26 protein-coding genes are annotated in these 24,242 nt (G+C 48.4%); 16 read left to right on the top strand and 10 right to left on the bottom strand.

Going from position 1 to position 24,242, the window contains the following annotated elements; all coding sequences use genetic code 11:
* Positions 1–887 precede the first annotated feature (887 nt).
* Complete coding sequence (locus EL645_RS30550) at positions 888–2,645, top strand: MptA/MptB family glycosyltransferase (protein WP_126555905.1); 1,758 nt, start codon at positions 888–890, stop codon at positions 2,643–2,645.
* Between the two features lie 194 nt (positions 2,646–2,839).
* On the top strand, positions 2,840–3,037 hold the full coding sequence (locus EL645_RS30545; protein WP_161977822.1) for a hypothetical protein: 198 nt from the start codon (positions 2,840–2,842) through the stop codon (positions 3,035–3,037).
* A 56-nt stretch (positions 3,038–3,093) separates the two neighbouring features.
* Here EL645_RS30545 and EL645_RS30540 read toward each other — a convergent pair whose 3' ends face one another.
* The 3 genes from EL645_RS30540 to EL645_RS30530 all read right to left on the bottom strand — a co-directional run bounded on the left by EL645_RS30540 (position 3,094) and on the right by EL645_RS30530 (position 5,790).
* Positions 3,094–3,495: an NUDIX hydrolase gene (locus tag EL645_RS30540; protein WP_126555898.1), complete on the bottom strand. Its 402-nt coding sequence runs from the start codon at positions 3,493–3,495 to the stop codon at positions 3,094–3,096.
* 326 nt (positions 3,496–3,821) lie between these two features.
* Complete coding sequence (locus tag EL645_RS30535; RefSeq protein ID WP_161977821.1) at positions 3,822–4,961, bottom strand: CHAT domain-containing protein; 1,140 nt, start codon at positions 4,959–4,961, stop codon at positions 3,822–3,824.
* 400 nt (positions 4,962–5,361) lie between these two features.
* Complete coding sequence (locus EL645_RS30530) at positions 5,362–5,790, bottom strand: RDD family protein (protein WP_126555894.1); 429 nt, start codon at positions 5,788–5,790, stop codon at positions 5,362–5,364.
* 369 nt (positions 5,791–6,159) lie between these two features.
* Between EL645_RS30530 and EL645_RS30525 the strand changes: the two genes are divergently transcribed.
* Together EL645_RS30525 and EL645_RS30520 are read left to right on the top strand one after the other, a co-directional pair.
* The gene (locus tag EL645_RS30525; RefSeq protein ID WP_126555891.1) at positions 6,160–7,167 is read left to right on the top strand and encodes an aldo/keto reductase; all 1,008 of its coding nucleotides are present in this window, start codon (positions 6,160–6,162) and stop codon (positions 7,165–7,167) included.
* 166 nt (positions 7,168–7,333) lie between these two features.
* Complete coding sequence (locus tag EL645_RS30520; RefSeq protein WP_126555888.1) at positions 7,334–7,591, top strand: muconolactone Delta-isomerase family protein; 258 nt, start codon at positions 7,334–7,336, stop codon at positions 7,589–7,591.
* Positions 7,592–7,627: 36 nt separating this feature from the next.
* On the opposite strand, the gene EL645_RS30515 is transcribed toward EL645_RS30520, so the two are convergent.
* Positions 7,628–8,173 (bottom strand): HDIG domain-containing metalloprotein, encoded by a 546-nt coding sequence (locus EL645_RS30515; protein ID WP_126555886.1) that lies wholly within the window; start codon positions 8,171–8,173, stop codon positions 7,628–7,630.
* A 163-nt stretch (positions 8,174–8,336) separates the two neighbouring features.
* Here EL645_RS30515 and EL645_RS30510 point away from each other — a divergent pair, with 163 nt between their 5' ends.
* The gene (locus EL645_RS30510) at positions 8,337–9,350 is read left to right on the top strand and encodes a zinc-dependent alcohol dehydrogenase (protein ID WP_126555884.1); all 1,014 of its coding nucleotides are present in this window, start codon (positions 8,337–8,339) and stop codon (positions 9,348–9,350) included.
* Between the two features lie 64 nt (positions 9,351–9,414).
* Positions 9,415–10,233 (top strand): carbon-nitrogen hydrolase family protein, encoded by an 819-nt coding sequence (locus EL645_RS30505; protein ID WP_126555882.1) that lies wholly within the window; start codon positions 9,415–9,417, stop codon positions 10,231–10,233.
* Between the two features lie 15 nt (positions 10,234–10,248).
* On the opposite strand, the gene EL645_RS30500 is transcribed toward EL645_RS30505, so the two are convergent.
* A complete protein-coding gene (locus EL645_RS30500; RefSeq protein WP_218032137.1) occupies positions 10,249–11,469 on the bottom strand; it encodes a class I SAM-dependent methyltransferase in 1,221 nt (406 codons plus the stop codon).
* A gap of 258 nt (positions 11,470–11,727) precedes the next feature.
* On the opposite strand from EL645_RS30500, the gene EL645_RS43310 reads away from it, so the two are divergent.
* A complete protein-coding gene (locus tag EL645_RS43310; protein WP_246035635.1) occupies positions 11,728–12,351 on the top strand; it encodes a hypothetical protein in 624 nt (207 codons plus the stop codon).
* Positions 12,327–12,692, top strand: a complete 366-nt coding sequence (locus tag EL645_RS43305) for a DUF4352 domain-containing protein (protein ID WP_246035634.1) — start codon at positions 12,327–12,329, stop codon at positions 12,690–12,692. Before EL645_RS43310 ends, EL645_RS43305 begins: the two co-directional genes overlap by 25 nt.
* Positions 12,693–12,806: 114 nt before the next feature.
* On the opposite strand, the gene EL645_RS30490 is transcribed toward EL645_RS43305, so the two are convergent.
* Together EL645_RS30490 and EL645_RS30485 are read right to left on the bottom strand one after the other, a co-directional pair.
* Positions 12,807–13,598 (bottom strand): phytanoyl-CoA dioxygenase family protein, encoded by a 792-nt coding sequence (locus EL645_RS30490; RefSeq protein WP_161977820.1) that lies wholly within the window; start codon positions 13,596–13,598, stop codon positions 12,807–12,809.
* Positions 13,591–13,881 (bottom strand): hypothetical protein, encoded by a 291-nt coding sequence (locus tag EL645_RS30485; protein WP_126555870.1) that lies wholly within the window; start codon positions 13,879–13,881, stop codon positions 13,591–13,593. The genes EL645_RS30490 and EL645_RS30485 overlap by 8 nt, the downstream gene beginning before the upstream one ends.
* Before the next feature lie 353 nt (positions 13,882–14,234).
* Here EL645_RS30485 and EL645_RS30480 point away from each other — a divergent pair, with 353 nt between their 5' ends.
* The 5 genes from EL645_RS30480 to EL645_RS30460 all read left to right on the top strand — a co-directional run bounded on the left by EL645_RS30480 (position 14,235) and on the right by EL645_RS30460 (position 18,472).
* Positions 14,235–15,044 carry an AraC family transcriptional regulator gene (locus EL645_RS30480; RefSeq protein ID WP_126555867.1) on the top strand — a complete coding sequence of 270 codons (810 nt, stop codon included), beginning with the start codon at positions 14,235–14,237 and terminating at the stop codon, positions 15,042–15,044.
* A gap of 206 nt (positions 15,045–15,250) precedes the next feature.
* Positions 15,251–15,778, top strand: a complete 528-nt coding sequence (locus tag EL645_RS30475; protein ID WP_126555864.1) for a GNAT family N-acetyltransferase — start codon at positions 15,251–15,253, stop codon at positions 15,776–15,778.
* Positions 15,765–16,595, top strand: a complete 831-nt coding sequence (locus EL645_RS30470; protein ID WP_126555861.1) for a hypothetical protein — start codon at positions 15,765–15,767, stop codon at positions 16,593–16,595. The genes EL645_RS30475 and EL645_RS30470 overlap by 14 nt, the downstream gene beginning before the upstream one ends.
* A 105-nt stretch (positions 16,596–16,700) precedes the next feature.
* Complete coding sequence (locus EL645_RS30465) at positions 16,701–17,681, top strand: DUF929 family protein (RefSeq protein ID WP_161977819.1); 981 nt, start codon at positions 16,701–16,703, stop codon at positions 17,679–17,681.
* Positions 17,682–18,007: 326 nt separating this feature from the next.
* Positions 18,008–18,472: an SRPBCC family protein gene (locus tag EL645_RS30460; protein ID WP_161977818.1), complete on the top strand. Its 465-nt coding sequence runs from the start codon at positions 18,008–18,010 to the stop codon at positions 18,470–18,472.
* Positions 18,473–18,496: 24 nt separating this feature from the next.
* On the opposite strand, the gene EL645_RS30455 is transcribed toward EL645_RS30460, so the two are convergent.
* A complete protein-coding gene (locus tag EL645_RS30455) occupies positions 18,497–19,009 on the bottom strand; it encodes a hypothetical protein (RefSeq protein ID WP_126555854.1) in 513 nt (170 codons plus the stop codon).
* 127 nt (positions 19,010–19,136) lie between these two features.
* A complete protein-coding gene (locus EL645_RS30450; protein WP_126555851.1) occupies positions 19,137–19,628 on the bottom strand; it encodes a hypothetical protein in 492 nt (163 codons plus the stop codon).
* Positions 19,629–19,848: 220 nt separating this feature from the next.
* Here EL645_RS30450 and EL645_RS30445 point away from each other — a divergent pair, with 220 nt between their 5' ends.
* The 3 genes from EL645_RS30445 (at position 19,849) to melA (ending at position 23,617) form a co-directional block, all read left to right on the top strand.
* Entirely contained in the window at positions 19,849–20,580 is a 732-nt protein-coding gene (locus EL645_RS30445) for a YczE/YyaS/YitT family protein (RefSeq protein ID WP_126555849.1), read from the top strand.
* A gap of 571 nt (positions 20,581–21,151) precedes the next feature.
* On the top strand, positions 21,152–22,216 hold the full coding sequence (locus EL645_RS30440) for a LacI family DNA-binding transcriptional regulator (protein WP_126555846.1): 1,065 nt from the start codon (positions 21,152–21,154) through the stop codon (positions 22,214–22,216).
* 99 nt (positions 22,217–22,315) lie between these two features.
* A complete protein-coding gene (gene melA / locus EL645_RS30435; protein ID WP_126555843.1) occupies positions 22,316–23,617 on the top strand; it encodes an alpha-galactosidase in 1,302 nt (433 codons plus the stop codon).
* Between the two features lie 88 nt (positions 23,618–23,705).
* Here the strand turns inward: melA and EL645_RS30430 are convergent, their stop codons facing one another.
* Positions 23,706–24,152, bottom strand: a complete 447-nt coding sequence (locus tag EL645_RS30430; protein WP_126555840.1) for a hypothetical protein — start codon at positions 24,150–24,152, stop codon at positions 23,706–23,708.
* Between the last annotated feature and the right edge of the window lie 90 nt (positions 24,153–24,242).

Below are 24,242 nucleotides of genomic sequence, written 5' to 3'. Positions count from 1 at the left end.
GATTGCACTCAATGCCCCTGGTTGGTGGCTATTGTTTGCAGCGAAATACTACAGATAAGATGTCTTATTATAATACATACCTGATCCGTGAGGACAGCTATTGAGTCTTTTGTATCAGGCCTCTTGCTGCCCTCTGTCACATTGGGTTGAACCCCGGCCCCTGGTCTCCTGCTATTTTATATTGATAAGTTCTCATGTATTGAACAGTATACCAGAATATGAGATCCTCTGCGTACCATTGATTTGCGCACAGTGCTTTTTACTGTTCGTCCAGAGATCACGAGCAAGCGCTACGCTGTACATGTACCCTCTTGCAGATGTGGTGTGTATTGGGCGGCCGCGGCCGCCCAATACACACCACATCTGCAACCCGGCGCCGCAGGCGCCAAAGAGGAACATTAAAAAGCCCTGATTTGCTTATTATATGAGCTATTTGGCTCATCTATGTACATAGATGAGCATTTATGTTATGGTTGTGTCATAGTCTGGGTGGAGCTTGAATGGCATGTTCAGCTTATAATACTGTGTACGGCCATTCACAGGATTGCACTTTCTGGATAGCCAGGTCGATTTTCATAGTTGATAGACCGAAATTATAGTAGCCCAGCTGGGCTATTGAATAAATGTGCCAGTAGCAGTCGTAAGTCAAGGTACTCAAGCAGTTTTTATGGCCCTTGCTCACTGCTATGGAGCAGAATATGGTTTTTGCAGCGTTGCCTATTATAGTACCAGGGAGCATAAAATAGCAGCTCTGACTGGCCTGGTACCCTTTTTGCGCTAATTGGTTACCTCTGTAATCCTCCCTCGTATTAGACAAGTGTAGCGTTTGCGTAAGCTAATATTGTGAGCATCTGAAGATGTAGACATATTGAGTGTAGAATAATTATATGAGTAAAACGATAGAAACTGGGCAACCAATATCAAAGCAGTCAGGGGGTCAGAGAAATTCTCAACCCTGGTTTATGATCTTTTGTGTGCTGGCTTTTGTGGCGTGTATTGTGTTGATTACCACACCTATTGCTCGTCTGGGACACGTGGGTTATACTGGCTTGACAGAAGATATTGCGACTCCACGCAATTTCTCTCCCCCTGCAATGCCATTTTTGACTGGCTGGGGCCGTTGGTTGCCTATGCATTTTTCCCATTCCGATAATGTCGCGATCTACATGACAGGAAACATTGAGATTCTGTTATTGCTGGCGCTGGCTTTTGTTCTCTATACTGTTGCCGCCTACTTTATCGGTAAGCGTGCGACTGTTGAACAGATGCGCTCCTTACGCCGCTGGATGTGGATCGGGGCTATTGTCGCTGGCGTGATTTTTGTGTTGACTCCTGGCATGGCCTCAAAAGATCTTTTTGTGTACGCTGACTATGGCAATCTGGTAGGGGCTCATGGGGCGAATCCGTATTTTTCGACTCCCAGGCAGGTTGCTTATAATGATTTGATCACACATATTGATGGTTGGAGCGATACTCCATCGGCTTATGGGCCCGTCTGGGTTTATCTGGCTGGCTTGCTCTCGCTTATCTTCGGGGATCATCCATTACCTTACTTTTATATTTACCGCTGTCTGGGGTTGGCCTGTCATATATTGAATGTGTTGCTGATTGGGCGTATTTTACGTCTTACCGGACGGTCGGAGCGTACCATAACTCTTGGCATGTTCCTCTATGCCTTGAATCCTTTGATGTTGTTTGAGGGACCACTGGGAGCTCATAACGATGTCTTTATGAGTACGCTGCTGTTGTATGGTTTTTTCCTCTGTTTTCGTGCCAATCAGCTTGGTTTTACGCGCTTTAAACATTATTGGCCGGCGATCGTGTTTTTGACCCTTGCTGTGCTGGTAAAGTTTACCTCGATTCCGGCTATTATCTTTTTCTTGCTTGTGCTGGCCGCTAAAACTCTGGGTACACCCCATACGCCGTTGCGCGAGATGCCCTGGCTGGCTGCCTTGAAAAATGTAGTCATTGCTGGTGGCCTGTTCGTAGTCATTGCCCTGGCTGCATATTTACCCTTCTGGATTGGTCATGGTCTGGGGGAGATTGTGCATAGCTTTGGCACACCACCATCTTCCAGTGGCGCTCAGAACTCCTTGATGCGGGTAGCGATGAACTGGCTCTATGTGCACCCGAATACGTCTATCCCGGTCGTTACCTTTGCGGCACATGCCATGGCTAACCGGGGCTTCTGGAGTAAAGTAGATGTGCTGGCGATGGGGATCGCTGTGCTGGCCGGTATCTGGTATACCTGGCGCTCACCTTCAATGCGGACCCTGATTGTGGGTAGCCTGGGAATGATGACGATTATCCTTATCGTCACTCCCTGGTTCTATTCCTGGTATGTGGTCTGGCTGGTCGCTCTGGCTCCGGTGGCACTATCCTTTTCCTTAGGCCGCCTCACACGCGCTCTGGTAGCTTTCTGCCTGGTTTTCTCTGCCAGCGCTGTGTTCACTTATATGAACCTGGCCTTCTTCCGTATCGTCGGCTACCAGCTGGCAATGCGCTACACCTTGATGATGGCGCCGCCTATCATCGCAGCTTTGATCGTCTACTTCTCTGCTCGCGCACGTCATAATCAAGCCCTGGTAACAGCAGAACTGCCCACATCCTCAGATCCCGAGAATGCCAGTATCGCAACAAGATAAAATTTTACATCTAATCAAGCCATACAAAAGCGGTCCTACCAGGCAGGACTGCTTTTGTATGGCTTGATACATCAGTCCTGTAACATTTCTTTCTCCATAGAGGCATGATAGACTTTTTATTGGTAATAAGATTATGTAAAGGGCGTTCTATATTTATGAAAAATTGTTCTTGTGGTAATTGTGAAGAATGTCGTGTGCGTGAAGCACTCTTAGAATTTGCGCGTCAGCGTAACTATGCAGCCTTTGAATGGCTACCAAGTTCAACCATCGTTGGTAATGAGAAGAGCTGGAATGCTTTTGCACGTACCCATACTGTCCGCGAGTTATTCTGGGTCTTGCATGTAGCTAAAGAAGCAGAAGGATATATCTCTGCTTTAGGTTCGGCCCTGTAGCGAGGCTTGCCCCCGCTTGCCTCCCCGGCCGGTTCTATATAGAAAAGGCCAGGTATTTAATCAATAATGCCCTGGTCTTTTAATGTATCCAGAATGATTTGAAGCACGAGTGAGCAGCGGCTGCGCTCCTGGTAGCTCAGAAAAGCGGTTTCTGCGATTTCATTGGCCGCCTGGATGTGGCCTGTGTAGCTGGCCTGATAGCAGGTGGTTTTCACCATTATGCCCTCAGGTTTGCCATGGGCCTGGGCTTCAAAGGTGCCCAGATAACTGATTGTCTCAGGCTGTAGCTCAACGCTCAGCTCTTCCTGAATTTCACGTAGTAGGGCCTGCTGGTCAGTCTCCCCCTCTTCACGTTTTCCTCCCGGCAGATAAAACAGATCTTTACCCTGTGAACGGGTCACTAGAATTTTACGGTCCACAATATGTATCCAGGCCAGCTTATCAATACTATTTGCCATCTAAATTATGTCTATCCTATCCAGATTAGTAATATTTTTGTGTGTATACACAGCTCTATTGTATCCAGTGAAACGCTGCCCGGTCAATTTTAACCGGGCAGCGTTTCATCATCTGTAGAGATTTATTGACGTTGACAGGCTATTAATACATTGTCATTCGGGACCTCAAAAGCAAAGAAGGCAATACTTTCCCCATCTCAAAAACTAAAGCAAACCTCTTTTTACCTTTATCCTGAAAGGGGCCACGCCAGAGGTTTGCCTTATACTGATATTCTTTTTGCGTACTAAATTGTTGGTATATTTTCTTGTGAAAGAAAGCCGTAATCCTAGGAGGATCTTTGTGCTTTGATTCCGTTGATAACTGTACGCACATCATTGACAATGGATACAATCGCGCTATCTTCATCTTTCCATGCCGAGACTGGCCTTTTCTCGCGTGGCAATGGATAAAGACCACCGAAGAGCCGATCTTTTTCCCAATCTGCGGTTTCGGATACGATAATAGGTATTACGTGAGTCAAGCCTTTGCTGCGCCTATTTATAGCTGGTCGAAGCTCATTTTCATAGATACTGTCGGAAAAGAGAAAATCTTTACTTACCAGCAGTAGTACAATGTCTGCAGTGTCGAGGTAGTGAACTTTTTCGATAATATTATCTCCGGCTGTTGTGCTGTTTGTGTGCCAGATGGTAATATCGCCGTTCCGTTTCATGGTAATGAAGTGTTTTTCCAGGTTTTTTCGGAATTTTTCATCTTCAGGTGCATAAGATATGACAATCGAAACTGGTTCATCAGCTTTTTTCGATTTAAGCGAGCCTGTCTCTTGAGATTTTTCATCTGATAGTGGTGCTGGCTGGGCTACCAGGTCGCGCCAGTAAGCCTGATTGGCATTCAGCCCTGTACGTACAAAAAGCTGTGGAATATGTTCTGCTGGAATATTTTTGATCTGGAGTTCGATAAGACCCTGTTCAAATGAATTCTGGATAGAGTTGCCAAAACCTAATGCTTGATAAAAAGCTGAAATGAAGCTTATCGCTGCTTTATCGTTGATAGGGGCATCCATGCCAATTACAAAATCTATTTCTTGAGCTATTACTTCTGCTTGTGTGGCTGAATTGCAGGCGTTCAGAATGACAAGCTTCACCTCATTTTTGAAAAATTTCATAAGAGAATGGAACGCTGCATCAGAAACTGGTTTAATCGATCGATCCTGTCCTTCCAGCACAAATTCACCGCTCTGTGTGCCATGGCCGCTGAAATGAACAATTTGAGGATGATGGCTATTCATAAAATACAGTAGGTCGCTATCTCTAACAGCCCACTCGCTTTCCACTCTGAAATTATCGCGATAAGTGGAACGTTGAATATATTCTTTGATGGATCGATTTTCATTATCTAACTGTAAACTTTTTGTTCCATGTGGGGAGGCAGCCAGGAAGAGTATTTTTACAATCTCGTTGTTATCCACAAGCATTTTCCTCTCAAAGATCATGATGCTGAATTTGCAGCATTATTGTAGGACACATGGAGATAACAAGTCAAGGATTTATATGTATATATGTAAACGCTGCACTTAAGCCAGAAGTTGATGAAAATAATATATTGTTTTCACGATCAATAAATTCCATCAACAAATTTAATTTAGGACCCAAGAAAAAGAAACAATAAAAGCGAAAAAGACAAAAGACACCATAGATGCGACCCTCTGCGGTGTCTTTTGTCTTTTTCGCTTTTATTCATGGGTGTTTATGATTGGAATATTAAAATATTATGTTTGATAAATTGTAAAAGAGGTGAATAAATATGAAGAGAGGCTATGTTGTATTTGCTACAACATAACCTCTCTTGATGTTTTTGGATGGTGTGTTTTAGCGGCCCTTAACAACTAACGTGTGGGCAGCTTTGTCACCCAGGCGCTGCTTCAGAGGAGAGGTCCAGATGAAGATAGCACCCAACAGATATGCGAACAAACCATCAATAATGCGCAGCAGGTTGCGGATGAGCGACTCTGACCAGCTGATGGGAGCTCCATCCTGGCGTACAACGCGCAGCCCCAGGATTTTTTTGCCCAGTGTGGCGCCCATGGTTGCTTCCAGGATAATAAAATAGAGGAAGTATAAAATTGTATCTACACTCGCTCCCAGGATGACTTGTTTTGTACCTAAGATTGCGGTAATGATGCCGCTAACGATGCCGATAATAATACCGTCAATAAGTACAGCTACGAAGCGGATTCCTACGCCTGCGTATGCCTGTGGGACGGCCTGTACATTTTCCTGTGCATATGGGGTTTGCATCTAAGACCTCCAGTGTTTTTCAGATGTTCTGAGAATAAAATATATAAGCTCTTCTTGAAGAATACAGTAATGTATTTATATTGTCAATAATATCGATTGTGTCAGCTTATATCAATTATATTCTTAAAAAATTTTTAATTGGAGTAAGACAATTTTTGTGATAAAAAGATTATAACTATCTGGTTATTCACGTCAGGTTGTCTGGAGCAGTGTTCAAAAAGAAAAAGTTGTGCGGCAAGATACTCTTGTTTTTGATGAGGCGATACTACTCATGTGGTTGATGATTCGTGTAAGATAACATAGTGCCTCATCGAGATGAGACGCTCTATTGTCTATGCATACGGTATAGTAGTGAAGGAGTAGTAAGTTATGCAGATTAAACGTCTTGGTGGTACGGGTCTGAAGGTGAGTGAGGTTTGTCTGGGTACAATGACGTTTGGCAATCAGGCGGACCAGGCGACGGCGTTTGAGATTATGGATACGGCTGAGCAGGGTGAGATCAATTTTTTTGATACGGCCGATGTCTATCCTGGTGGTGAGAAGGCTCTGGTGGGGGTGACCGAGGAGATTGTGGGGAATTGGTTGCGTGAGCGCAATGCACGCGATCGTATTGTGCTGGCTACAAAGTGTTATGGTAAGATGGGGCCGTATCCAAATGATCAGGGCTTAAGCCGCCGTCATATCATTGCGGCCTGTGAGGCCAGTTTGCGCCGTTTAAAGACCGATTATATCGATCTTTACCAGGTGCACCAGTTTGATGCCGGGGTACCTCTTGAAGAGACCTTGCGGGCATTGGATGATCTGGTGCGTGCTGGTAAGGTGCGCTATGTTGGCTGCTCGAACTTTCCTGCCTGGCGCCTGGCTGATGCCTTATGGACCAGTAAAGTTAATGGGCTGGAGCGTATCGTCTGTGTGCAGCCTCGCTATAATATGGCTTTTCGCATGATCGAAGATGAGTTATTGCCATTGTGCCAGGAGCACGGCGTTGGGGTGATTGTGTATAATCCGCTGGCCGCTGGTGTATTGACTGGTCGCTATGTGGAGAAGCCAGAAGCGGAGACGGGCACGCGCTTCAAGTCAAAGAATCCCAATGACTTGTATCGTCGCCGTTATTGGAATGAAGCCCTTCATGAGCAGGTGAAACAACTCGCAGAATTTATGCAGGGTCGTGGTAAGCAGTTGACCCACGTAGCTGTGGCCTGGGTATTGTCCCAGCCTGGTGTTACTTCAGCTATTCTTGGTGCTAGCCGACCTGAACAGCTCACAGAGAGTCTGGGTGGCGTTGGCTTGACCCTGGACGAAGAAGAATTGCGTGCCTGTGACGCTATCTGGTATAACTTACCACGCATTCGCGATAAAGAGATTGCTCGCCGCTAACATCATCGCCTGATTGCTTAAAGCTACGTAGAGAAGCTCCAGGGGAGCGCGCATATCTGGTATCCCCGAAATTTCTCTGCGTGGCGTCATAATAACTGCAACGATGCTGTGTGCCATATCTACTAATTTGCTGGTCTTGAACAATATTTTTTAGGAGTGACCATACATGAAATGGATGATTGACATTACCTTCAAAGAAGGTTCCCAGGCTGAGGTAGGAAAATTAGTGCAGCAGGAGCGTCAACATGTGGTTGAGGGCAAAGCACAAGGCTTGATAGACACTTTATATCTCAGTGCCCCTGATGCCGCGCGCCCTCAAGCCTGGCTGATCGTTAACGGTGATAATGAAGAGCAGGTGCGGCAATATCTGTCCACTTTCCCGATGTTCCCTTACATGACGCCAACCATTGTAAAGCTAAGTTAGCCGGATCTTATATTTGCCTGCCTGTTGCGATAATAACTAGATGGTATGCTGGCCTTGCCAGAGGATACGTTCATCAGCGTCCCGGGCCAATGCACTGGCGATATCGTCCAGCCGCATATAGATCTCCCAGCGCTCCTGATGTGTATGCTGCGCAATCTGGCCAGCTAACCCTTGCTCAAGGTCTGCGTCGCGTTTGCCCTTCCAGATCGTATCTGCGAATGCGACCAGCATATCTTCTAGTGTTATCCCTGGCTCGTTTTGCCAGCGGGCATGTGTACGGGCAAAACGCGCGTATGCAACGGGCAGATCCGTTGCCAGCAATAATTGAGGCCCCACCTCTTCATGTTGAGTGCCCGGACCCGACAATTCAGCCGTATGCATTGTCTTTCCAATGTCATGCAGCGCGCTCCCCAGCAGAACCGCCTCTCGGTCGTATGCCAGCTCAGGCCAGCTATCCAGCAGCAATTGTGTAAGCGTATACGCCACATCATGCACCACCGTTAAATGCGCAATCAAGCGTGGCGCAGCCCCATATTGTTTCAATATTCGTAGTGCCTCCGGAGGCAATTGGCGAAATGACATAATAACCCTCTCAAAATTGAAGAAAAAGCAAGCAGAAAAAATGATTCTAATTTGTGGCTTTCCTTCATGTTCTTTATAGCCATACCAGTATACGCAGCTGTATGTTATATTGGTAATTAGCTATTTAAATGTATTTTACACTGAGCTGGTAAGGAGTTATTGTGTGCAATCATTAAATATTGTTTTCACTGGAAAAAATCAGGTGGAAGTTTATAATGAAGCGATACCTGAAGTTGGTCCAGATCAATTTTTGCTGCAATCTACGAAGTCTTTGATCAGCACTGGTACTGAAGGTATTTGTTTGGGGCGGCTTTTTGAGCCAGGTACCCATTGGGATAACTGGGTTAAATATCCTTTTCATACTGGTTATAGCCTGGTTGGTCGCGTGGCTGCGGTGGGTAAGGATGTACAGCATGTGCGTGAGGGGGAGCGCGTTGCCTTGCGGCTGACGCATAATCAATATAAGGTGGTATCGGGTAAAGAGATTGTTTATCACATTCCTGATGCGGTATCGGATGAGGATGCGGCCTGGTTTCATCTGGCTACGATTGTGCAGAATGGTGTGCGCCGGGCGCAGCATCAATTGGGCGATACCGTGGCGGTGATTGGCCTGGGACTGCTAGGACAATTGGTGGTACAGTATGCCAGGTTGTTGGGGGCGCAGCAGGTTATCGCGATCGATGTGGCTGAGAAACGCCTGGAACTGGCCAGTAGCCATGGCGCGACTACGGTTTTGCCTATGGGGGTCGCTGAGGCGCGTGAGCATGTTTTAAACCTCACCGAGGGTAAAGGCGTCAATATCGTTTATGATGTGACAGGGGCGGCTCCAGTCTTTCCGCTGGCCCTGGGCCTGGCCCGCAATTTTGGCCGGGTTATTTTATTGGGCGATACTGGCAATCCTGCTGCCCAGCATCTAACGGGAGACGTCATTACTCGCGATCTGACCATTATTGGCGCTCATGATAATAATCCGCCCACTGTTTCAACCAGCCATGCCTATTGGTCTCATTTGCGTATGGGTGAGTTGTTTTTTGATTATGTTGGACGTGGTGATCTACGTGTCAACGATTTAATTACTCATCGTTATGCTCCTACTGACGCTCCTGAAGCGTATCGATTACTGCGCGAGGAGCGTGCGACCGCGATGGGCGTGCTTTTTGATTGGACTCGTCTCTAGTCAAATGTGGGCTGGTTCCGTTTCTGATGATCTGGACCAGCCCTGAATTGGGAGGTTTTGTGAGATGACTACACGTATTGCGGTAGCCCAGTTGAAGTCTAATGTCGATCCCGCGCAAAATTTAGTCCGGGCCATTGATACTATCAAGCAAGCCGCTAGCCAGGGAGCACAGCTGATCGTTTTTCCTGAAATATTTATGGCTTTGCTGGCAAAGGAGAACTTTAATGCCGCCTATGCTCGCGGGGTGTCGCAAGCGTTGGATGGCGCTTATGTCTCTGGCCTGCGTCGCGCTGCCGAGCAAGCAGGTATCTGGGTGGTGAGCGGTATGCTGGAGACGGAGACTGCCCATAAAACTTCCCACAAGACCTATAACACCACGGTGGTGATCGATGATCACGGGAGTCTGCTCGCTTTTTATCGTAAAACCCATCTCTATGATGCCTTTGGCTTTCAAGAATCAAATGTCTTTGCCAGTGGTGAGCAGCTATTCGCGCCCCTGGAGACTCCCTTTGGACGCATGGGATTGTTCGTCTGCTATGAGCTGCGCTTTCCTGAGATTGCGCGCTATCAGGCTGAGCAGGGGGTGGATTTCTTTGTTATGCCTTCGGCCTGGGTGATAGGCGCGCTCAAAGAGATGCACTGGCAGCATCTGGTGGCGGCGCGGGCGATTGAAAATACCGCCTATATGTTTGCCTGCGATCAGGTTGGCAATAATTATCTGGGCCGCTCCTTGCTGCTCGATCCGCTCGGGGTTGTGCTGGCCGAGGGGACTGAAGGCGAATGTCTGCTCTATGCTGAGATGGACCCGCAGCGCCTGCTGGCGGCGCGCCAGACGCTCCCAGCCCTGACCCATCGTCGCCCTGCCCTCTTTACCCGCAACTAATCGCCTGGTTGCTATTCAATCGCTTACCGAAACTGGCAAGCGTTCGGCCACCAGGGTAAAGGTCTTTGGGATGCCCATGTCGTCGATTTTGCTGTTGGGTTCCTCTTCCAGACGACGAATGAAGAGGCCTGCTTCCGCGAAGGCGGTGACAATTTCGCCCAGGCTCCAATAGCGCAGGTAGACTTGCTGGGAGGCTTTGTGTGTTTCAGCTGCTAAATGTTTGCTGAAGGCTACATTGGTTGTGTGCAGGCTTTTGTCGAAATAATTGCCGCTTACCTTGTGCTTTTTGCTGCTCGATTTGAGCAATTTGGTTGAGACTGGATGGAAATCCTGTAAAATTAGGCGCCCACCAGGACGCAGTAGGCGCTCTACTGTTTGGGCCAGCGGGGCTAAATCTACGAAGTAATGCAGGATTCCAAGCTCCATAAAGACAAGCTCATAGCTGTGGTCTAATTCTTCTGTGGGCAGGTTGAGGACATCAGCTACTATGTAGCGTAGTTGAACCCCGGCTGCGGCTGCAACCTCATGGGCATATTGCGCGTTCTCTTGCGAGATATCCACGATGGTGACCTGGCCTCCCAATACGGCCAGTGCGATGGCTTTGGTCCCATGTGAGCCCAGCAGGTTGATGATTTTTTTACCTTCAATAGCGGGTAGATATTTGTTGAGCGAGGCCAATCGTGCCAGGGGGTCCTTTTTAATGCGCTCTGCCAGTACCTGTGGAGGACCATGGCGCTGTATCCAGGCATCATAGGCTGCTTGATTCCAGGCGGCCTGGTTGAGCTGGCTATTGTGTTGCTGCAACTGACGAAAATAGTTTTGGAGGGCCCGGCTATCTGGATGCTCCCTGGGGAGAGAGTGTAGATAGTAGTCCAATCCCTTTACCCAGATAGTTCTGTTTGTATGCACTATTTCTAAGCGATCGGGATCCGTTACCACTACTGTATTTAAATAGGCATAGAAAGTTATAGTTAAATTCTGGTAGTGAACCTGGAAGCTTTCACAGTCTGCCCGGCGATTTTTCTCTTCCTGTGCGCCAAATACCTCATAAACACGCTGCGCCAGGTCCCATTGAATGGATAACTCCAGGCGATCGGGCGCAGCCTGATCCTGTTGCGTCACGATGCCCTGGGCAAACAGCGCGGACGATCTTATTAATGTATAGTCAGCTTTTATGCTCCCTAGTTTATCGAGCACCACAAAAAGTGTTTCCCACCAGGCAGTTTCGGATGCCAAAATCTTCACCTCCACAATGATAGTGATTTCCATTTTATCCCATCTCTCCAGGAATAGAAAGTTGAAAGTTTGTGCCGCTAGAGAGCTATCGCACCCTATAAAAAACACCTGATAGCTATCTGTGCTATCCCCTGATATTTGCTTGTCTTCATCGTTGCATTCAGTTATACTACAAAGTGATTGAAACATAATAATGTATGGCCACGCCGTTCTAAATTATGTTGCTTTGTTATTATTGGAGAGGATTATAACTTTCTCATGAATCAGAATCCTGAACAGCCGCAGCAAAATAATTATACCCAATATCCTCAGTATGATCCGACGCAGGCGGCTCAATCACCTTACGAACCGACGCAGGCGGCTCCCCCTTCTTATCCAGGGAATCCGGGTTATCCTCCACCTTCTACCGGTGGTAATAGCGCGCCTGATTATATGCCACAATCGCCTTATAGCCCGCAGTCACCTTATCCGCAGTCTGGACCTTATCCACAGCCTGGAACTTATCCGCAGTCTGGGCAACCGAATCCTGGTGGGATGTATGCGCCGACAGATCCTTATAACCCTCCGGCGGGCACTCCACCCTATCCAGGTTATCCACCTGCACCTAAGAAGAATCGAACCTGGCTCTGGGTTACATTGGGGATTGTCGGTGTACTACTGGTTGCTCTCATTGCGTCCTGTGCGATATTTGCGAATGCCATGACGAAATTTACGCAATCAGTGGCTACTACCACACCTTATACCTATGCAACCCCAGTGACGCAACTCCAACTGCTACAGACTCGAATACTCCTACTCCTACAGGTGGACAAAATGTCAGTGGTGGAGATAGTGGTCAGGTACGGACCCTGCAGAATGTGGACTGCACCCTGTCTCAGGTGAAGATCATTCCAGGTGATGACTATGCACAGCCCAAGGCGGGCACACAATTTGTGCAATTCCATGTTAAAATTGTCAACCATAGCAGTGAGAAGCAGCACTATAATCCTCTTGATTTCAAGTTGCTGACTTCAGATGGTAAGTCGACGACCCATTCGTATATTGTACCTACTAACTACGATACCCAGCTGAGTTTTGGTGATTTAGATCCTGGCCAGAACGTTGAAGGTAATCTGATATTTGAGGTGCCGATTAATGATCATGGAGCCACTATTAGCTGGAACCCGGTCGCTAATGAATTCTCAGATAATCCCGGTCAAGCTAAGTGGAAGCTAGGATTGTAATTTTTTAATGTAGTTTCCTCTTAAGATACGCCTGAAACTGTTATCTTGTGTGGTGCAAAATATGCGCTTTGCGCTCATTTTTGCACCACACAAGATAACTTCTTATCTCTTTTTTTAAGAATGGATTGACATGCGGGTGAGCGCATTTTCAAAAGAGACATCGATATTGTCGTCGCCCGTCACATAGCGCCAGAGTTTGGCTCGCTGCATATGCTCAAGCCGTGCCTCATTGCCTTGCCAGGCCTGGTATCCCTTTTGGATAATCTGGGCCACTTCGGGACTGGTATAGTCGTCGGTATTGAAGAGCCCTCGTTGGACCTGCCCGGGACGCAGGCGTAGCTTAAAGACATAGCGCGTCTGATCGGTTCGATTTGGCTGGGCGCAGTGCCAGATGCCGTGGTGCATAAAGACGATGGTGCCACCGCTAGCTTCTAGCTGCCGTTGTCCCACGATATTTTTATAGCGGGCAATGCTGGCCGTGTTGGTTTTGCGCAGGTGCGAGCCTGGTAAAACCAGGGTTGGCCCCATTTCTGCCGGCGCGTCGTGCGCAAAATAGAAGGCCTGCACATCGAATGCATAGGGACGTACATCAATGATCGAGTCAGCGTGCCATTCCTGAGCTTTCAGGTGCCTGGCTTTGACAATATGCAGGAATGAATGATCATAGACCGGGTTGACACCCACAAAGCTCTGAATGGCTCCCTTTACCTGTGGCTCCTCAAAGACCTGGCGCAGCACATCAGTCTGGTGCCAGAAATTATAGCCTGGTCCATCCCAACTTCTCTCTGCCTCCAGTACCGCGGCATTCAAATCTTTGGGTACAATATTTTCCACTATTAGAAAGCCGTCAGTAAAACGTGCCATTTGTTCTGCCGTTAGCAGATGATGTCGTTCTACTTTACTCATGAAGCGCCACCTTTCGTTCCAGGACATATTCATAGGGCAGATTGCCGCTTTCGTGCTCATGTCCGGGTACTATCTGTGGCAGCACTGCCAGTTGGATTACATTCCAGCCCGCGCGCATCGCTGCCAGCACAGATGCATAGGGCGGCTCTTTTTCATCACCAGACTGCATTGGTAACGCATCCTCTGCGCTGGCCCCATCATAGAGCGCCCAGGCAATCGTGGCGGATGCCAGATCGGACGAAGCTAGATGCAGAATGAGTATTTGTTGTCGCAGCTCGCTCATCTTCGAGACCTCCTCATCATGTTTACCTTTATTGTGTGAAGAACGCTGTGGCGTTGTTCTCTTGTAAAGATAACCTTTTCTTGACTCTAAATCCTATCCTGAGATCCGAACTATTTGTGTCTTATCCCGACTTCTCTCTTTTTTCCCTGATTCCCGTTTGCTTGTATAATTTTATAGTTCCTGTGCGGGTGTGCGCTGGCGCGCCCGAGCTGTTTTTGTAGTGTGGTGTAGAAAATGCGCCTCGGCGCATTTTCTACACCACACTACAAAAACAATGTTGAGCGCCGCAGGTGCGAGGCGTTAGTGAAATGATGAGAATAGACTATGGCTATAAATTGGAGGCAGATCGATAGATGACTGATACAATTCATATCCGGCTCCTCAACTATCATGTCCTGTTGCTACGACCGGAGCAGTGGCGGCTCCCATTGGTGCAGAGCCACTTCTGGCGTTTCTACATGAATAATGATGATGGCGCCTTGTTAGGCTATCAAGGCGCCTCTTATCCGCTAGCGGGCGGAAAACTCTATGTCATTCCAGCTGAAGTACGTTTTAGCGCCCAGCTGGCCCATCCACTCAAACATTTTTTTGTGCATTTTGATGTACTTGGCCTTTCACCCATTATTTATCGTGAAGTCTTTGCCTCCCCTATTTGTCTGCCCGCTACTCCATCATTAGTGCAGATGGTAGAGACCTGTATTCAAGAAATGGAAGCGCAAAAGCAGGAGGGATTGGTCCTGGAGTTGCGCCTGAAGGCTATCCTCTACACGGGGCTGACTCAATATTTACAACAGATACCAGTGGCTACTTTGCAGCGCTATTTTCAATTGATGACCGCTTTAGAGCCGGTCCTACCTGCCATTGAGTATGTTGATACCCATCTGGCTGAACCTTTACTCTGTAAAGAATTGGCCAGGCTTTGCCATATGAATGTCGATTATTTTAGTCGCCGTTTCCGCGAATGTGTAGGGCAAACGCCAAATGCCTACATTCAACTGCAGCGTGTTAAGCGGGCCGAGCAACAACTGCTGCTCACCAATGCCAGTATTGAGCAGATTGCGACCCAGCATGGTTTTGGGAGTCGCCACTATTTCTCGCGCATCTTCGCTCGTCATACTGGCGTCTCGCCAGCTGCCTATCGTAAGGGGTTACTGGGCAATTAGTGGCATGTACAATTGTAGTCAGTGCCGCTTAAAACACTTTTAGTGGAGTCGCTGCTTTTTTGTAAAGCTTTATTCTCTTCTAAACTTTTTCTTCAAAGGAAGTTCAGACATATGGTATACTTCAGACGTTATGGTGGCCCGTGGCTAGCGCGTATCTGTTCGAATGACATATGTGTATTTACTAATGCTGAAGGGGAATACTTTATATGATGGATGTACAATCCTCGCGTTTATCCCTGGTACCTCTGACTGCGTCTCTAATCAGGCTCTTTTTCTATGATCGTGGCGAAATGGCGAAGATTCTGGTCGCTCAGGTTCCTGAAGATTGGCCGGGCCCCGATTTTGAGCCTGTATTACCACTATTGCTGGATGGTTTTGAACGTGAACCTGACCATGAAGCATGGGACGGTGCCATTGTGCTGGAGGGCGATGAGCGTGTGTTGATTGGGGCGATGGGGTTGAAGGGTGGACCTGATGAGGAAGGAACGGTGGACCTGGGCTACAATATACTGCCCGCTTATCAGAATCAAGGCTATGCGACTGAGATGGCGCGGGCTCTGGTGGCCTGGGCTTTTGAGCGGGGCGATGTGCATAAAGTAATTGCTGATTGCTTGCCTGATAATCAGGGCTCTATTCGCGTACTGGAAAAGCTCGGTATGAAGCGCGAGCCGCCCGAAGACGATATGCTACGATGGAGCCTCACCAAAGAGGAATGGCAGCTTGCTCAACACTGATATGTTGCTGATCCTGAAATTGATCTTGACCCCTTTTTTTACCGGTGTGGTGAGTGCCGTAGGGCGTCGCTGGGGATCACAGGTGAGTGGCTGGTTGATAGGACTCCCTTTGACCGCGGGCCCTATCTCTGTGTTTTTGGCGTTAGAGCACGGTAGCTTTTTTGCGTCGCATGCTGCTCATGGAACATTGCTGGGCGTCGTTTCGCTGGCCGCGTTTTGTCTGGCCTATAGTTGGAGCTCCTGGAAGTTCAACTGGCCAATCTCATTATTGATTGGCTGGCTGGTTTTTGCTATTGCCACCTTTCTCTTAATGCCTCTCCAATTGCCACTACTGGTCTCATTTATCGGCGTTGTCTGTATTTTGCTCCTGACCCTGGTGTTGTTTCCACGAGAAATAGCCAGTGCCAATGCCAGTCAAACAGTTTCCTCTTCCCGCTGGGAAATCCTGGGCCGTATGGTGACGGCCACCATTTTCGTCCTGCTTTTGACTGCCAGTGCCAATCTACTGGGACCTGTTTTGAGCGGCCTGCTTGCTCCCTTTCCATTATTTGCTACCATCCTTGCCGTCTTCGCACATCATTTCCAGGACGCGGGCTCGGCGCGGCGCGTCTTACATGGTTTAATCTTTGGGGCCTTTGCTTTTGCGACCTTCTTTCTGGTTATCGCACAGTATCTGCCCACCTGGGGATTAGCCCTGACCTTTACCGGTGCGATCGTGACAGCTCTGCTTGTTCAGGGTTGCTCGTTCTGGATTCTAAAAAGCTATGAGCGTAAAAAGCGCAATCTATTCAGGTCCGTGACTATTGACCGGGATTAAATTTCCTACTCTTTGTCATTTCTGGCTAGCCTTATGCCTTTTCGTGTTACAATTTTAATATATTTGCATGTGCAGCAAGAAAATTTGTTGAAAAGAGGGATCTTTATGGCTAAGCAAAAGCAACGTTCGGCCTCGCAGCGCCGGGAGCAGATACGTCAGCAGCGTTCGACACCATCCAGGACGGAGCGGCAGTCGCGTGGCCGCCAGCGACAGGGTTCAAACCGATCCGGCTGGTGGCTTGTGGGTGGCATTGTGCTTATGGTGGCTATAATTGTGGGTGGCTTTATATTTGTGGCCAATCAGGAGGCGCAGCAAGCAAAAGTCGGTAGCGATGCCGCTTTTAAGACCATTACCACGGTGAAGCCAGATGTCTTCTCGCGTGTTAATAAGGGAACGTTTAGTGGTCAATTGTCAGCGGTAAAAAGCACTCCTGTATTGAAGGGTCCCAATGGCAAACCCGAAATTTTTTATATGGGCGGCGAATTTTGTCCTATTTGCGCAGCTCAACGCTGGGCGGTGATTACGGCTTTGAGTCGCTTTGGTAGTTTTAGCCCTCTGACACCTATTCTCTCGGCCGAGGGCCAGGTTCCTACCTTCTCATTCTATAAATCGAGTTATCACAGCGACTATATCTACTTTGAAGCCAAAGAGGTTAATGATAATACTTCGCCTAATCCTCAGCAACTGGAAGCATTAACACCCGACGATCAGAAGATTGTCGATCAATATGCCAGGGCACCATATGTACAACAAGCAGGCATTCCATTCATGTCGATTGGAAATCAATTTATCTCCGTTGGCGCATACTACTCCGGTACGGTCCTCACTGGCAAATCTTATCAGGACATTGCTACAGGGATTATCGATTCCAACAGTGATATCTCGCGGGGTGTGGTTGGCGCGGCCAATACGCTCACAGCGGCTATCTGTGTGGCGACCAATAATCAACCTGCCAGCGTATGTACGGCCGATCCCATTCCAACCCTTGAACAATCCCTACCCAAAGCCACCGCTACAGGTACCAACCCTACCCGGTTAGCACAGATTGGCCCCATATCAGAGCGAGACGTGCGCCGCATGAATTAAAAACACCCGGCGCGACCCACCGTAGGTGCGACCCTCGGTGCGACCCACCGTAGGTGCGACCCTCGGTGCGACCCACCGTAGGTGCGACCCTCTGCGGTCGCTTGCTCCACCGGTAGTGGAGCCCCGTATCCCCGCCGCTCGGCCCCTCATCTCTCACACCCCGGCCCACGCGGTGCCCAAAATCCACGGTCACTTTTAAGCGACCGCAGAGGTTTGCAACTACGGTTGTATCTACTCAAAAGTGGATATAGAGAAGCAAACTGTGATACCTTTCAATAGGAGAATTCATTTTCTTTCTCTCTATCAAACGAATGAGGATAATGCCAATGCCAAAATTGCGTTTTCAGACAGTTATTCAGCGCCAGCCAGAAGCTATCTATCAAGTGCTGTTGGATCTGACCGGCTATAAAGTCTGGCTGCCGTCTTCCAATATGCATTCAGAGACGACCTTGACCTCGGACTATCCGATACGTGTGGGAACAACATATGTTGATCGCGGCCCATCAAGTGTGATGCAAGGCGAAATTATTGAGCTGGAGCCAGCCAGGAAGATCGTTTTTCGTCAAACCACCAGCCCACAGCGCCGCTCTTTTTTGGCCAGTAAACTGGATATTACCACACGCTATACATTAGAGCCGATCGCAGAGGGAACGCGAGTCAAGAGGGAATTGACCCTCCATGTCGGTGGCCTGTTCTTTGTGCTGCAAGTTGTACTGATACGCCTTATCCGGCAGGAGAATGAGCGCATCCTTGCAGCCTTGAAAAATTATATGGATGCTCGTGTCTCCTGACTGGCTTGTTTGTCGTTAGCTGGTTTAATCTTTGACAGATATAGTCATGTTAGTTGAGCCACCTCTGTTTTGGATATAATGAACCCATTTTTCCAGCCAGATTGTCAATACGATATCAGCCAGTGCATAAATAATAGCCACTGGACCAGCACTTTTAAGTGTGCTATCTAAGGTTACTGTATTCAGCCAGACACGATAGGCGTTGAGATCAATCTGTGCCAGGTGCGTACCATCCTGGCTTAAGAGCGTGGCTAATCCCCGGACCGCCAGTGGATAAATAACGAGGCCTGCGAGTAAGCCTACCAGGACGCCACGGATCAGGGTTACGCGTTGTGGGATGAGCATAACGAGCATCCAGAGTAGCATATGGATAATAGTTGTAGCTTCAGCTCCATATCCAACGGCAATAATAGCTGTGCGATTCATGGTCGGGTTGAATGCGATAGCTGTTGCCAGTATGGTCGCCAGACATCCTGTCAGAATGAGAAATGTAGAGAGAAACAGGTTTTTTATTTGTGCCTGTAGAAGACGGAACATGCTGCATCGCCTTTCTCTTATGCATTCTATATATACATCTATTATCATCTAGCCGACGAGAAAAAGAAAGGGAATTGCTGAGTATTTTCCGCGTGCTTTAGTTCTGATTACAATCTTTGGGACGCGCTTAATTAATGGGTGTTTCGTGCTCTTCAGCATCTGCTTGTGTATCGGCAGACGACTGAATATTCTCCATCAATCTTTGCAGGCGTGAGACCATAATGTAGTCCGCGATGGTATAGAGGGCCGCGATCAACCAGCCACTGGAGAGCATCATCAATAGTGCGATCCAGACCCAGGTTGCCAGGTTACCCTGGTGCGAGAAAGCTATGGCCAGGGTGCTGGTCGCGATCGGATAGATGAGTAATCCTGTGCCGAGGCCAATCAGGATACCTCGGGGGCGCGTTGGTTTGCGTGGACTTAAAATGGCAAATAACCAGAGAAATGTATGGATTACGGTGGCTATGATAGCTCCTGCAAAAGCGCTGACATTAATCAACGTATTGTTGAAATTGCGATTAGAGATATAGAGCGCGATCAGGGTCGTTATAATCGCCAGGAGTACCAGGGTGAGGGAGTAGAGAGCCCCGCTCAGGTTGGCCCGCACTTTTGTCGACATCTGTAAAAAGACCTTCCTTTGTTATTTGCGTGATTATATCTATTATCATCTATGTTACAGAAAAATGGAAGAGAATTATCATATGTTGTGAGGGAGCGCTTTTCCAGATTGGCTGTCATTTGAGCCCCTATTTGGCTGTTGTATCTTGTTATAGAGTTTTCTATAGTTGAATATAGAGATTGTATTCAGGCTATTCTGATTAGCAAAAAGGATGTTTTTCATGCATGGCTTATCCTGGCGTACATTTTTTTCCTGGAAGTATCTGGTCCGTTTTGTCATTCTCGTTGTAGGTTTGTTCTTTTATGCAATTGGCACCACCTGTATTTATCGCTCAGATTTTGGTCTGGGCCCCTGGGATGTTTTGCATCAGGGCATCAGTTTCCACACTCCTCTTTCGTTTGGGACCGCCAGTATCGTGGTGGGGGCCGTGATCATTGTGTGTAGCCTGTTCTTAAAGGTTATTCCTGGTGTTGGCACAATATTAAATATGTTGCTGATTGGCTTATTTGTGGATATGGATTTAAGACTGGGTTGGATACCAGACCTTGGACATACCTCCTGGCTGCTGCGCCTGGCTGTAAATGTGCTTGGCGTGGTAATTGTGGGCCTGGGGACAGCCTTATATATTGCGCCTCGTATGGGAGCTGGTCCACGCGATGGCTTGATGTTGCGCCTACACGCGTTGACGAAGTTTCGTGTGTCAATTGTGCGTGCCACCATTGAATGTAGTGCTTTGCTGATTGGCTACCTATTGGGGGGCACCGTCGGCTTTGGCACGCTGATCTTCGCACTGGGAATTGGACCCGCCATCGAGCTAAGCATGCATCTGCTTAAAAGGCTTCATATTACCGGCTGGTTAGCAGGCCTGGCAGAGCCTCCTGCCTTAGTTGAATCCCCTCAGCCATCCAGTGTTGAGGTCTTGCAACCTTCAGTAGAAAATCCCGCTTGCTAACGGCTTTTACTGACCACTATAGCTAAATCATCATAAGTGCTGGCTCAAAATTATTCATTTTTTGATCAGTTCTAAGCATCACACCCAAAAATACATAAATATGGGTATACATTACTTATAAATTTGTTTTATAGTTAAACCTATGAGGCTGCACTGTAACTACTAGCTGCTCTGCTGAAGCCAGTGCTGTGTAGCTGCTTCGAACTATGTTCTGCCAGATTATTCAGAGAGGAAACTGGCAGAACAGGTACTATAAACATCCTACCTGTCTTACGAGCAGGTAGCCGACATCTTCTCATTGGTTACTCAATTTAGCACATAAAAACAGTTTTTTTCATGTTCCTCTTTGGCGCCTGCGGCGCCGGGTTGGGAGTGTGTGGTGGGCGGCCGTGGTCGCCCACCACCTTCCACACCTGAAAGAGTAGACATCGTATCGCTTGCTCGTGATCCCTGGACGAACAGTAAAAAGCCCTGTAAAAAATTAAAGGGCTTGACAGGGGTATTTTTTTATGCCATTCTATGTACACGTGTACATGTACACGTGTACACGCAGTCTATGGAGGAAATGCCAATGGTGACGAGTGAGCAGGTTGCTCGGCTAGCCGGTGTCTCGCGGGCTACGGTGTCGCGGGCGCTCAATGGATCGCCACGTGTCAGTGCGGAGGCGAGAAAGCGGATACAGGAGGCAATCGCTTCGCTTGGCTATGAGCCTGATGTCGTGGCTCAGAGCCTGGTGCGACAGCGCTCACGAACTATTGCGCTCTGTCTCTTCTATGGCGACCGGAAATCAACAGTCTTCTCAAGCTTTGGTGAGACGCAACATTATTTTTATCTGGATATGTTGCGCGATGTCGAGCAAGAGATCGCGGCCGCCCATTATGATCTGCTTCTTCCTTCATCTCCTTATGCGCAAAAAAACTACGTTCGTAGTTTGCAGATGCGCCACGTGGCCGGTATTATCGCCGTTGCCATGAATCCTGCCGACGCGCGTATCAAAGCGTTGCTAGAGGCAGCTATTCCTACCGTGTTTATTGATAGCATCAGCCAGGGAAAGAATTCTACGTATGTGACTTCTGATAACCTGGAGGGTTCGCGGCAAGCTACCGAGCATCTGATTCAACTTGGCCATCAACGTATCGTGACCTTGATATCGGGGACGGATGGTCCGATTGGATCTGCGCGCCTGACTGGTTATCGTCAGGCATTGCAGCAGGCTGGCCTGCCGATCGACGACCAACTGATCTATCCATCGGGCTGGAATACTGAGGAAGCTTATCAGACGACCCTGACCTTATTGCAAGAACGGCAGCCACGGGACTTTACCGCTATCGTGGCGGGCAGCGATCTGATGGCGATCGGTGTGTTGCGTGCCTTGCATCAACATGGGCTGCGTGTGCCAGGTGATGTCTCTGTGGTTGGATTTGATGATGTGAATCTCTGTCGATATACTGAGCCACCACTCACTACGATTCGACAAAATCGCGCTGCGATGGTGCAGGCTGCTGTTCAACGGCTCATCAGTATGATTGAGTCGGAGGATGAGCAACATGCGTCCGGGCTACCACCCATTATTACTCCGATAGAATTGGTCATGCGGGAATCTACTGGACCGGTGACATTACCAGACCAGGCATAATCTTATGCTCTGACTGGCCCGGCTGCTGATTGTAGCGGAGTTTATTGAGTATGTTCAATGGAGTGAACTGGCTCCGTGGGAGCAAGGAGTTTTTCAACGATGACAAAAATTACTTTTATGGGTGCAGGCAGTACTGTCTTTGCACGCCAGCTCATGACTGATATTTTGAATATCGATGGTCTGAACGAGGGTACTTTTGCCCTGGTGGATATCGATGCTGGCCGCCTGGAACTGGCCCATCAGATTGCTGAGAAGCTGGTGGCGCATAGTGGCCGTAACTGGAAGGTTGAATCTTCTACTAATCGTCGCGATGTGCTGGCCGGCACCAATTTCCTCATCAATACTATCGAAGTTGCTGGCATGGCGAATGTACGCTACGACTTTGATATTCCCATGAAGTATGGTGTCGATCAGTGTATTGGCGACACAATTGGACCAGGTGGTATCTTCAAGGCTTTGCGCACCGGTCCTGCCTGGTTGGACATCCTGCATGACGCTGAGGAATTGTGTCCCAATGCTCTGGTGTTGAACTACACTAATCCGATGTCTATCCTGACCTATGCCGCTCTGACGGCTACCACCATGAAGACGGTAGGTCTGTGCCATAGTGTGCAGGGTACCTCAAAGCAGCTGGCTGGCTACCTGGATGTGCCGTATGAAGAGCTGGAATGGCGCTGTGCTGGCATCAACCACAATGCCTGGTTTACCGTCTTGCGCCACAATGGTGAAGATATGTATCCTCGTCTGCGTGAGCGTATGAAGCAGTCTGAGATCTACGAAAAAGATCCTGTGCGCCTGGAGATTATGCTGCACCTGGGAGCCTTTGTGACGGAGAGTAGTGGCCACTTTTCGGAATATGTGCCCTATTTCCGCAAACGTCCTGAGCTGATCGAGAAATATTGCCGCCCTGGCTATCTGGGTGAAACCGGCTTTTATGCCAACAACTGGCCAACCTGGCGCGCCAATAACGAGCAATATATCAAAGATCTGCTGGATGGCACCAAGGAGCTACCTTTTAAGCGCAGTCATGAGTATGGCTCAGATATCATTGAGGCCGTGACCCAGCATCAGCCAAAGGTTATCTATGGCAACGTGCGCAACGACGGCTTGATTGATAACTTGCCCGATGGTTGTGTCGAAGTAGCCTGTCTGGTCGATCGCAATGGTATCCAGCCCACCCACTTTGGCAAGCTCCCGGAGCAACTGGCGGCCTTGAACAAAGCACACATGAGCGTTCATACCCTGGTATGTGAGGCCCTGCTCAATCGCGACAAAGAAGCGGCCCGCTACGCCTTGATGATCGATCCCCTCACCGCTGCTGTCTGCTCGCCCGCCGAGATCAGCTCCCTCTTTGACGAAATGTGGGAAGCCGAGCGTGAATACCTCCAGGTGTTCGCCTGAGATTATTAAAACTATCTATTCAATAAAAAAGCAGATCGGACCAGAGCAAAGCTCTGGTTCGATCTGCTTTTTTATTGTGTTATCCACTTTAGCGGGAAAAGAGTTTTTTGAAGATAAAGTTAAGGCTACCGAGCACGATAGCTCCAATCACAAACACTTTGAGCAGCGTACCTTTGAACAGGACCGCGATTAATAGGATCAGTAAAATAAGTAGCAAAGGGTTGCGGTACCAGAGCTGAGCCGACCGTTTGCTCATGAAGTAGACCCCGACAAGCAGTGTCAGGTAGAGTGGCAGCAAGAATACGAGGGGAATATGGAATAGCACCACAGGGCTGATAAAGAGGACTGCTGTAGGTAGGAGTAGCCAGGCATTACTATGCCATGGCGCCACATTCCTTTTTCGGTAAGCAATCCAGCAGGCGCCGCTAAAGCCGACCAGCAGGGCCAGGGCCGAAACGATCAATCTGGATGATCCATCCCACAGAGCTGTCAGGCTGAGGGAAGACAAAACGAACAGGCCAGTAATGCTATGCATAAATACATCCTTAAATCGCGTGTATGATTTTATACTATACAAGCTCTTCAAGAGAAAATGCAAGCAGTGCTGCTGGCGCTCTGTTACCGC

The organism is Dictyobacter kobayashii, assembly GCF_003967555.1.
Classification (GTDB): Bacteria; Chloroflexota; Ktedonobacteria; order Ktedonobacterales; family Ktedonobacteraceae; genus Dictyobacter; species Dictyobacter kobayashii.
This window is presented reverse-complemented; position numbering and strand designations above follow the sequence as displayed.

Coding starts and splice junctions, on each gene's coding strand:
- EL645_RS30475 (WP_126555864.1), top strand. CDS start 15,251: ATGATGGATGTACAATCCTCGCGTTTATCCCTGGTACCTCTGACTGCG.
- EL645_RS30440 (WP_126555846.1), top strand. CDS start 21,152: ATGGTGACGAGTGAGCAGGTTGCTCGGCTAGCCGGTGTCTCGCGGGCT.
- EL645_RS30465 (WP_161977819.1), top strand. CDS start 16,701: ATGGCTAAGCAAAAGCAACGTTCGGCCTCGCAGCGCCGGGAGCAGATA.
- EL645_RS43310 (WP_246035635.1), top strand. CDS start 11,728: ATGAATCAGAATCCTGAACAGCCGCAGCAAAATAATTATACCCAATAT.
- EL645_RS30430 (WP_126555840.1), bottom strand. CDS start 24,152: ATGCATAGCATTACTGGCCTGTTCGTTTTGTCTTCCCTCAGCCTGACA.
- EL645_RS30485 (WP_126555870.1), bottom strand. CDS start 13,881: ATGAGCGAGCTGCGACAACAAATACTCATTCTGCATCTAGCTTCGTCC.
- EL645_RS30445 (WP_126555849.1), top strand. CDS start 19,849: ATGCATGGCTTATCCTGGCGTACATTTTTTTCCTGGAAGTATCTGGTC.
- EL645_RS30490 (WP_161977820.1), bottom strand. CDS start 13,598: ATGAGTAAAGTAGAACGACATCATCTGCTAACGGCAGAACAAATGGCA.
- EL645_RS30505 (WP_126555882.1), top strand. CDS start 9,415: ATGACTACACGTATTGCGGTAGCCCAGTTGAAGTCTAATGTCGATCCC.
- EL645_RS30550 (WP_126555905.1), top strand. CDS start 888: ATGAGTAAAACGATAGAAACTGGGCAACCAATATCAAAGCAGTCAGGG.
- EL645_RS30540 (WP_126555898.1), bottom strand. CDS start 3,495: ATGGCAAATAGTATTGATAAGCTGGCCTGGATACATATTGTGGACCGT.
- EL645_RS30530 (WP_126555894.1), bottom strand. CDS start 5,790: ATGCAAACCCCATATGCACAGGAAAATGTACAGGCCGTCCCACAGGCA.
- EL645_RS30450 (WP_126555851.1), bottom strand. CDS start 19,628: ATGTCGACAAAAGTGCGGGCCAACCTGAGCGGGGCTCTCTACTCCCTC.
- EL645_RS30515 (WP_126555886.1), bottom strand. CDS start 8,173: ATGTCATTTCGCCAATTGCCTCCGGAGGCACTACGAATATTGAAACAA.
- EL645_RS30525 (WP_126555891.1), top strand. CDS start 6,160: ATGCAGATTAAACGTCTTGGTGGTACGGGTCTGAAGGTGAGTGAGGTT.
- EL645_RS30455 (WP_126555854.1), bottom strand. CDS start 19,009: ATGTTCCGTCTTCTACAGGCACAAATAAAAAACCTGTTTCTCTCTACA.
- EL645_RS30460 (WP_161977818.1), top strand. CDS start 18,008: ATGCCAAAATTGCGTTTTCAGACAGTTATTCAGCGCCAGCCAGAAGCT.
- melA (WP_126555843.1), top strand. CDS start 22,316: ATGACAAAAATTACTTTTATGGGTGCAGGCAGTACTGTCTTTGCACGC.
- EL645_RS30520 (WP_126555888.1), top strand. CDS start 7,334: ATGAAATGGATGATTGACATTACCTTCAAAGAAGGTTCCCAGGCTGAG.
- EL645_RS30480 (WP_126555867.1), top strand. CDS start 14,235: ATGACTGATACAATTCATATCCGGCTCCTCAACTATCATGTCCTGTTG.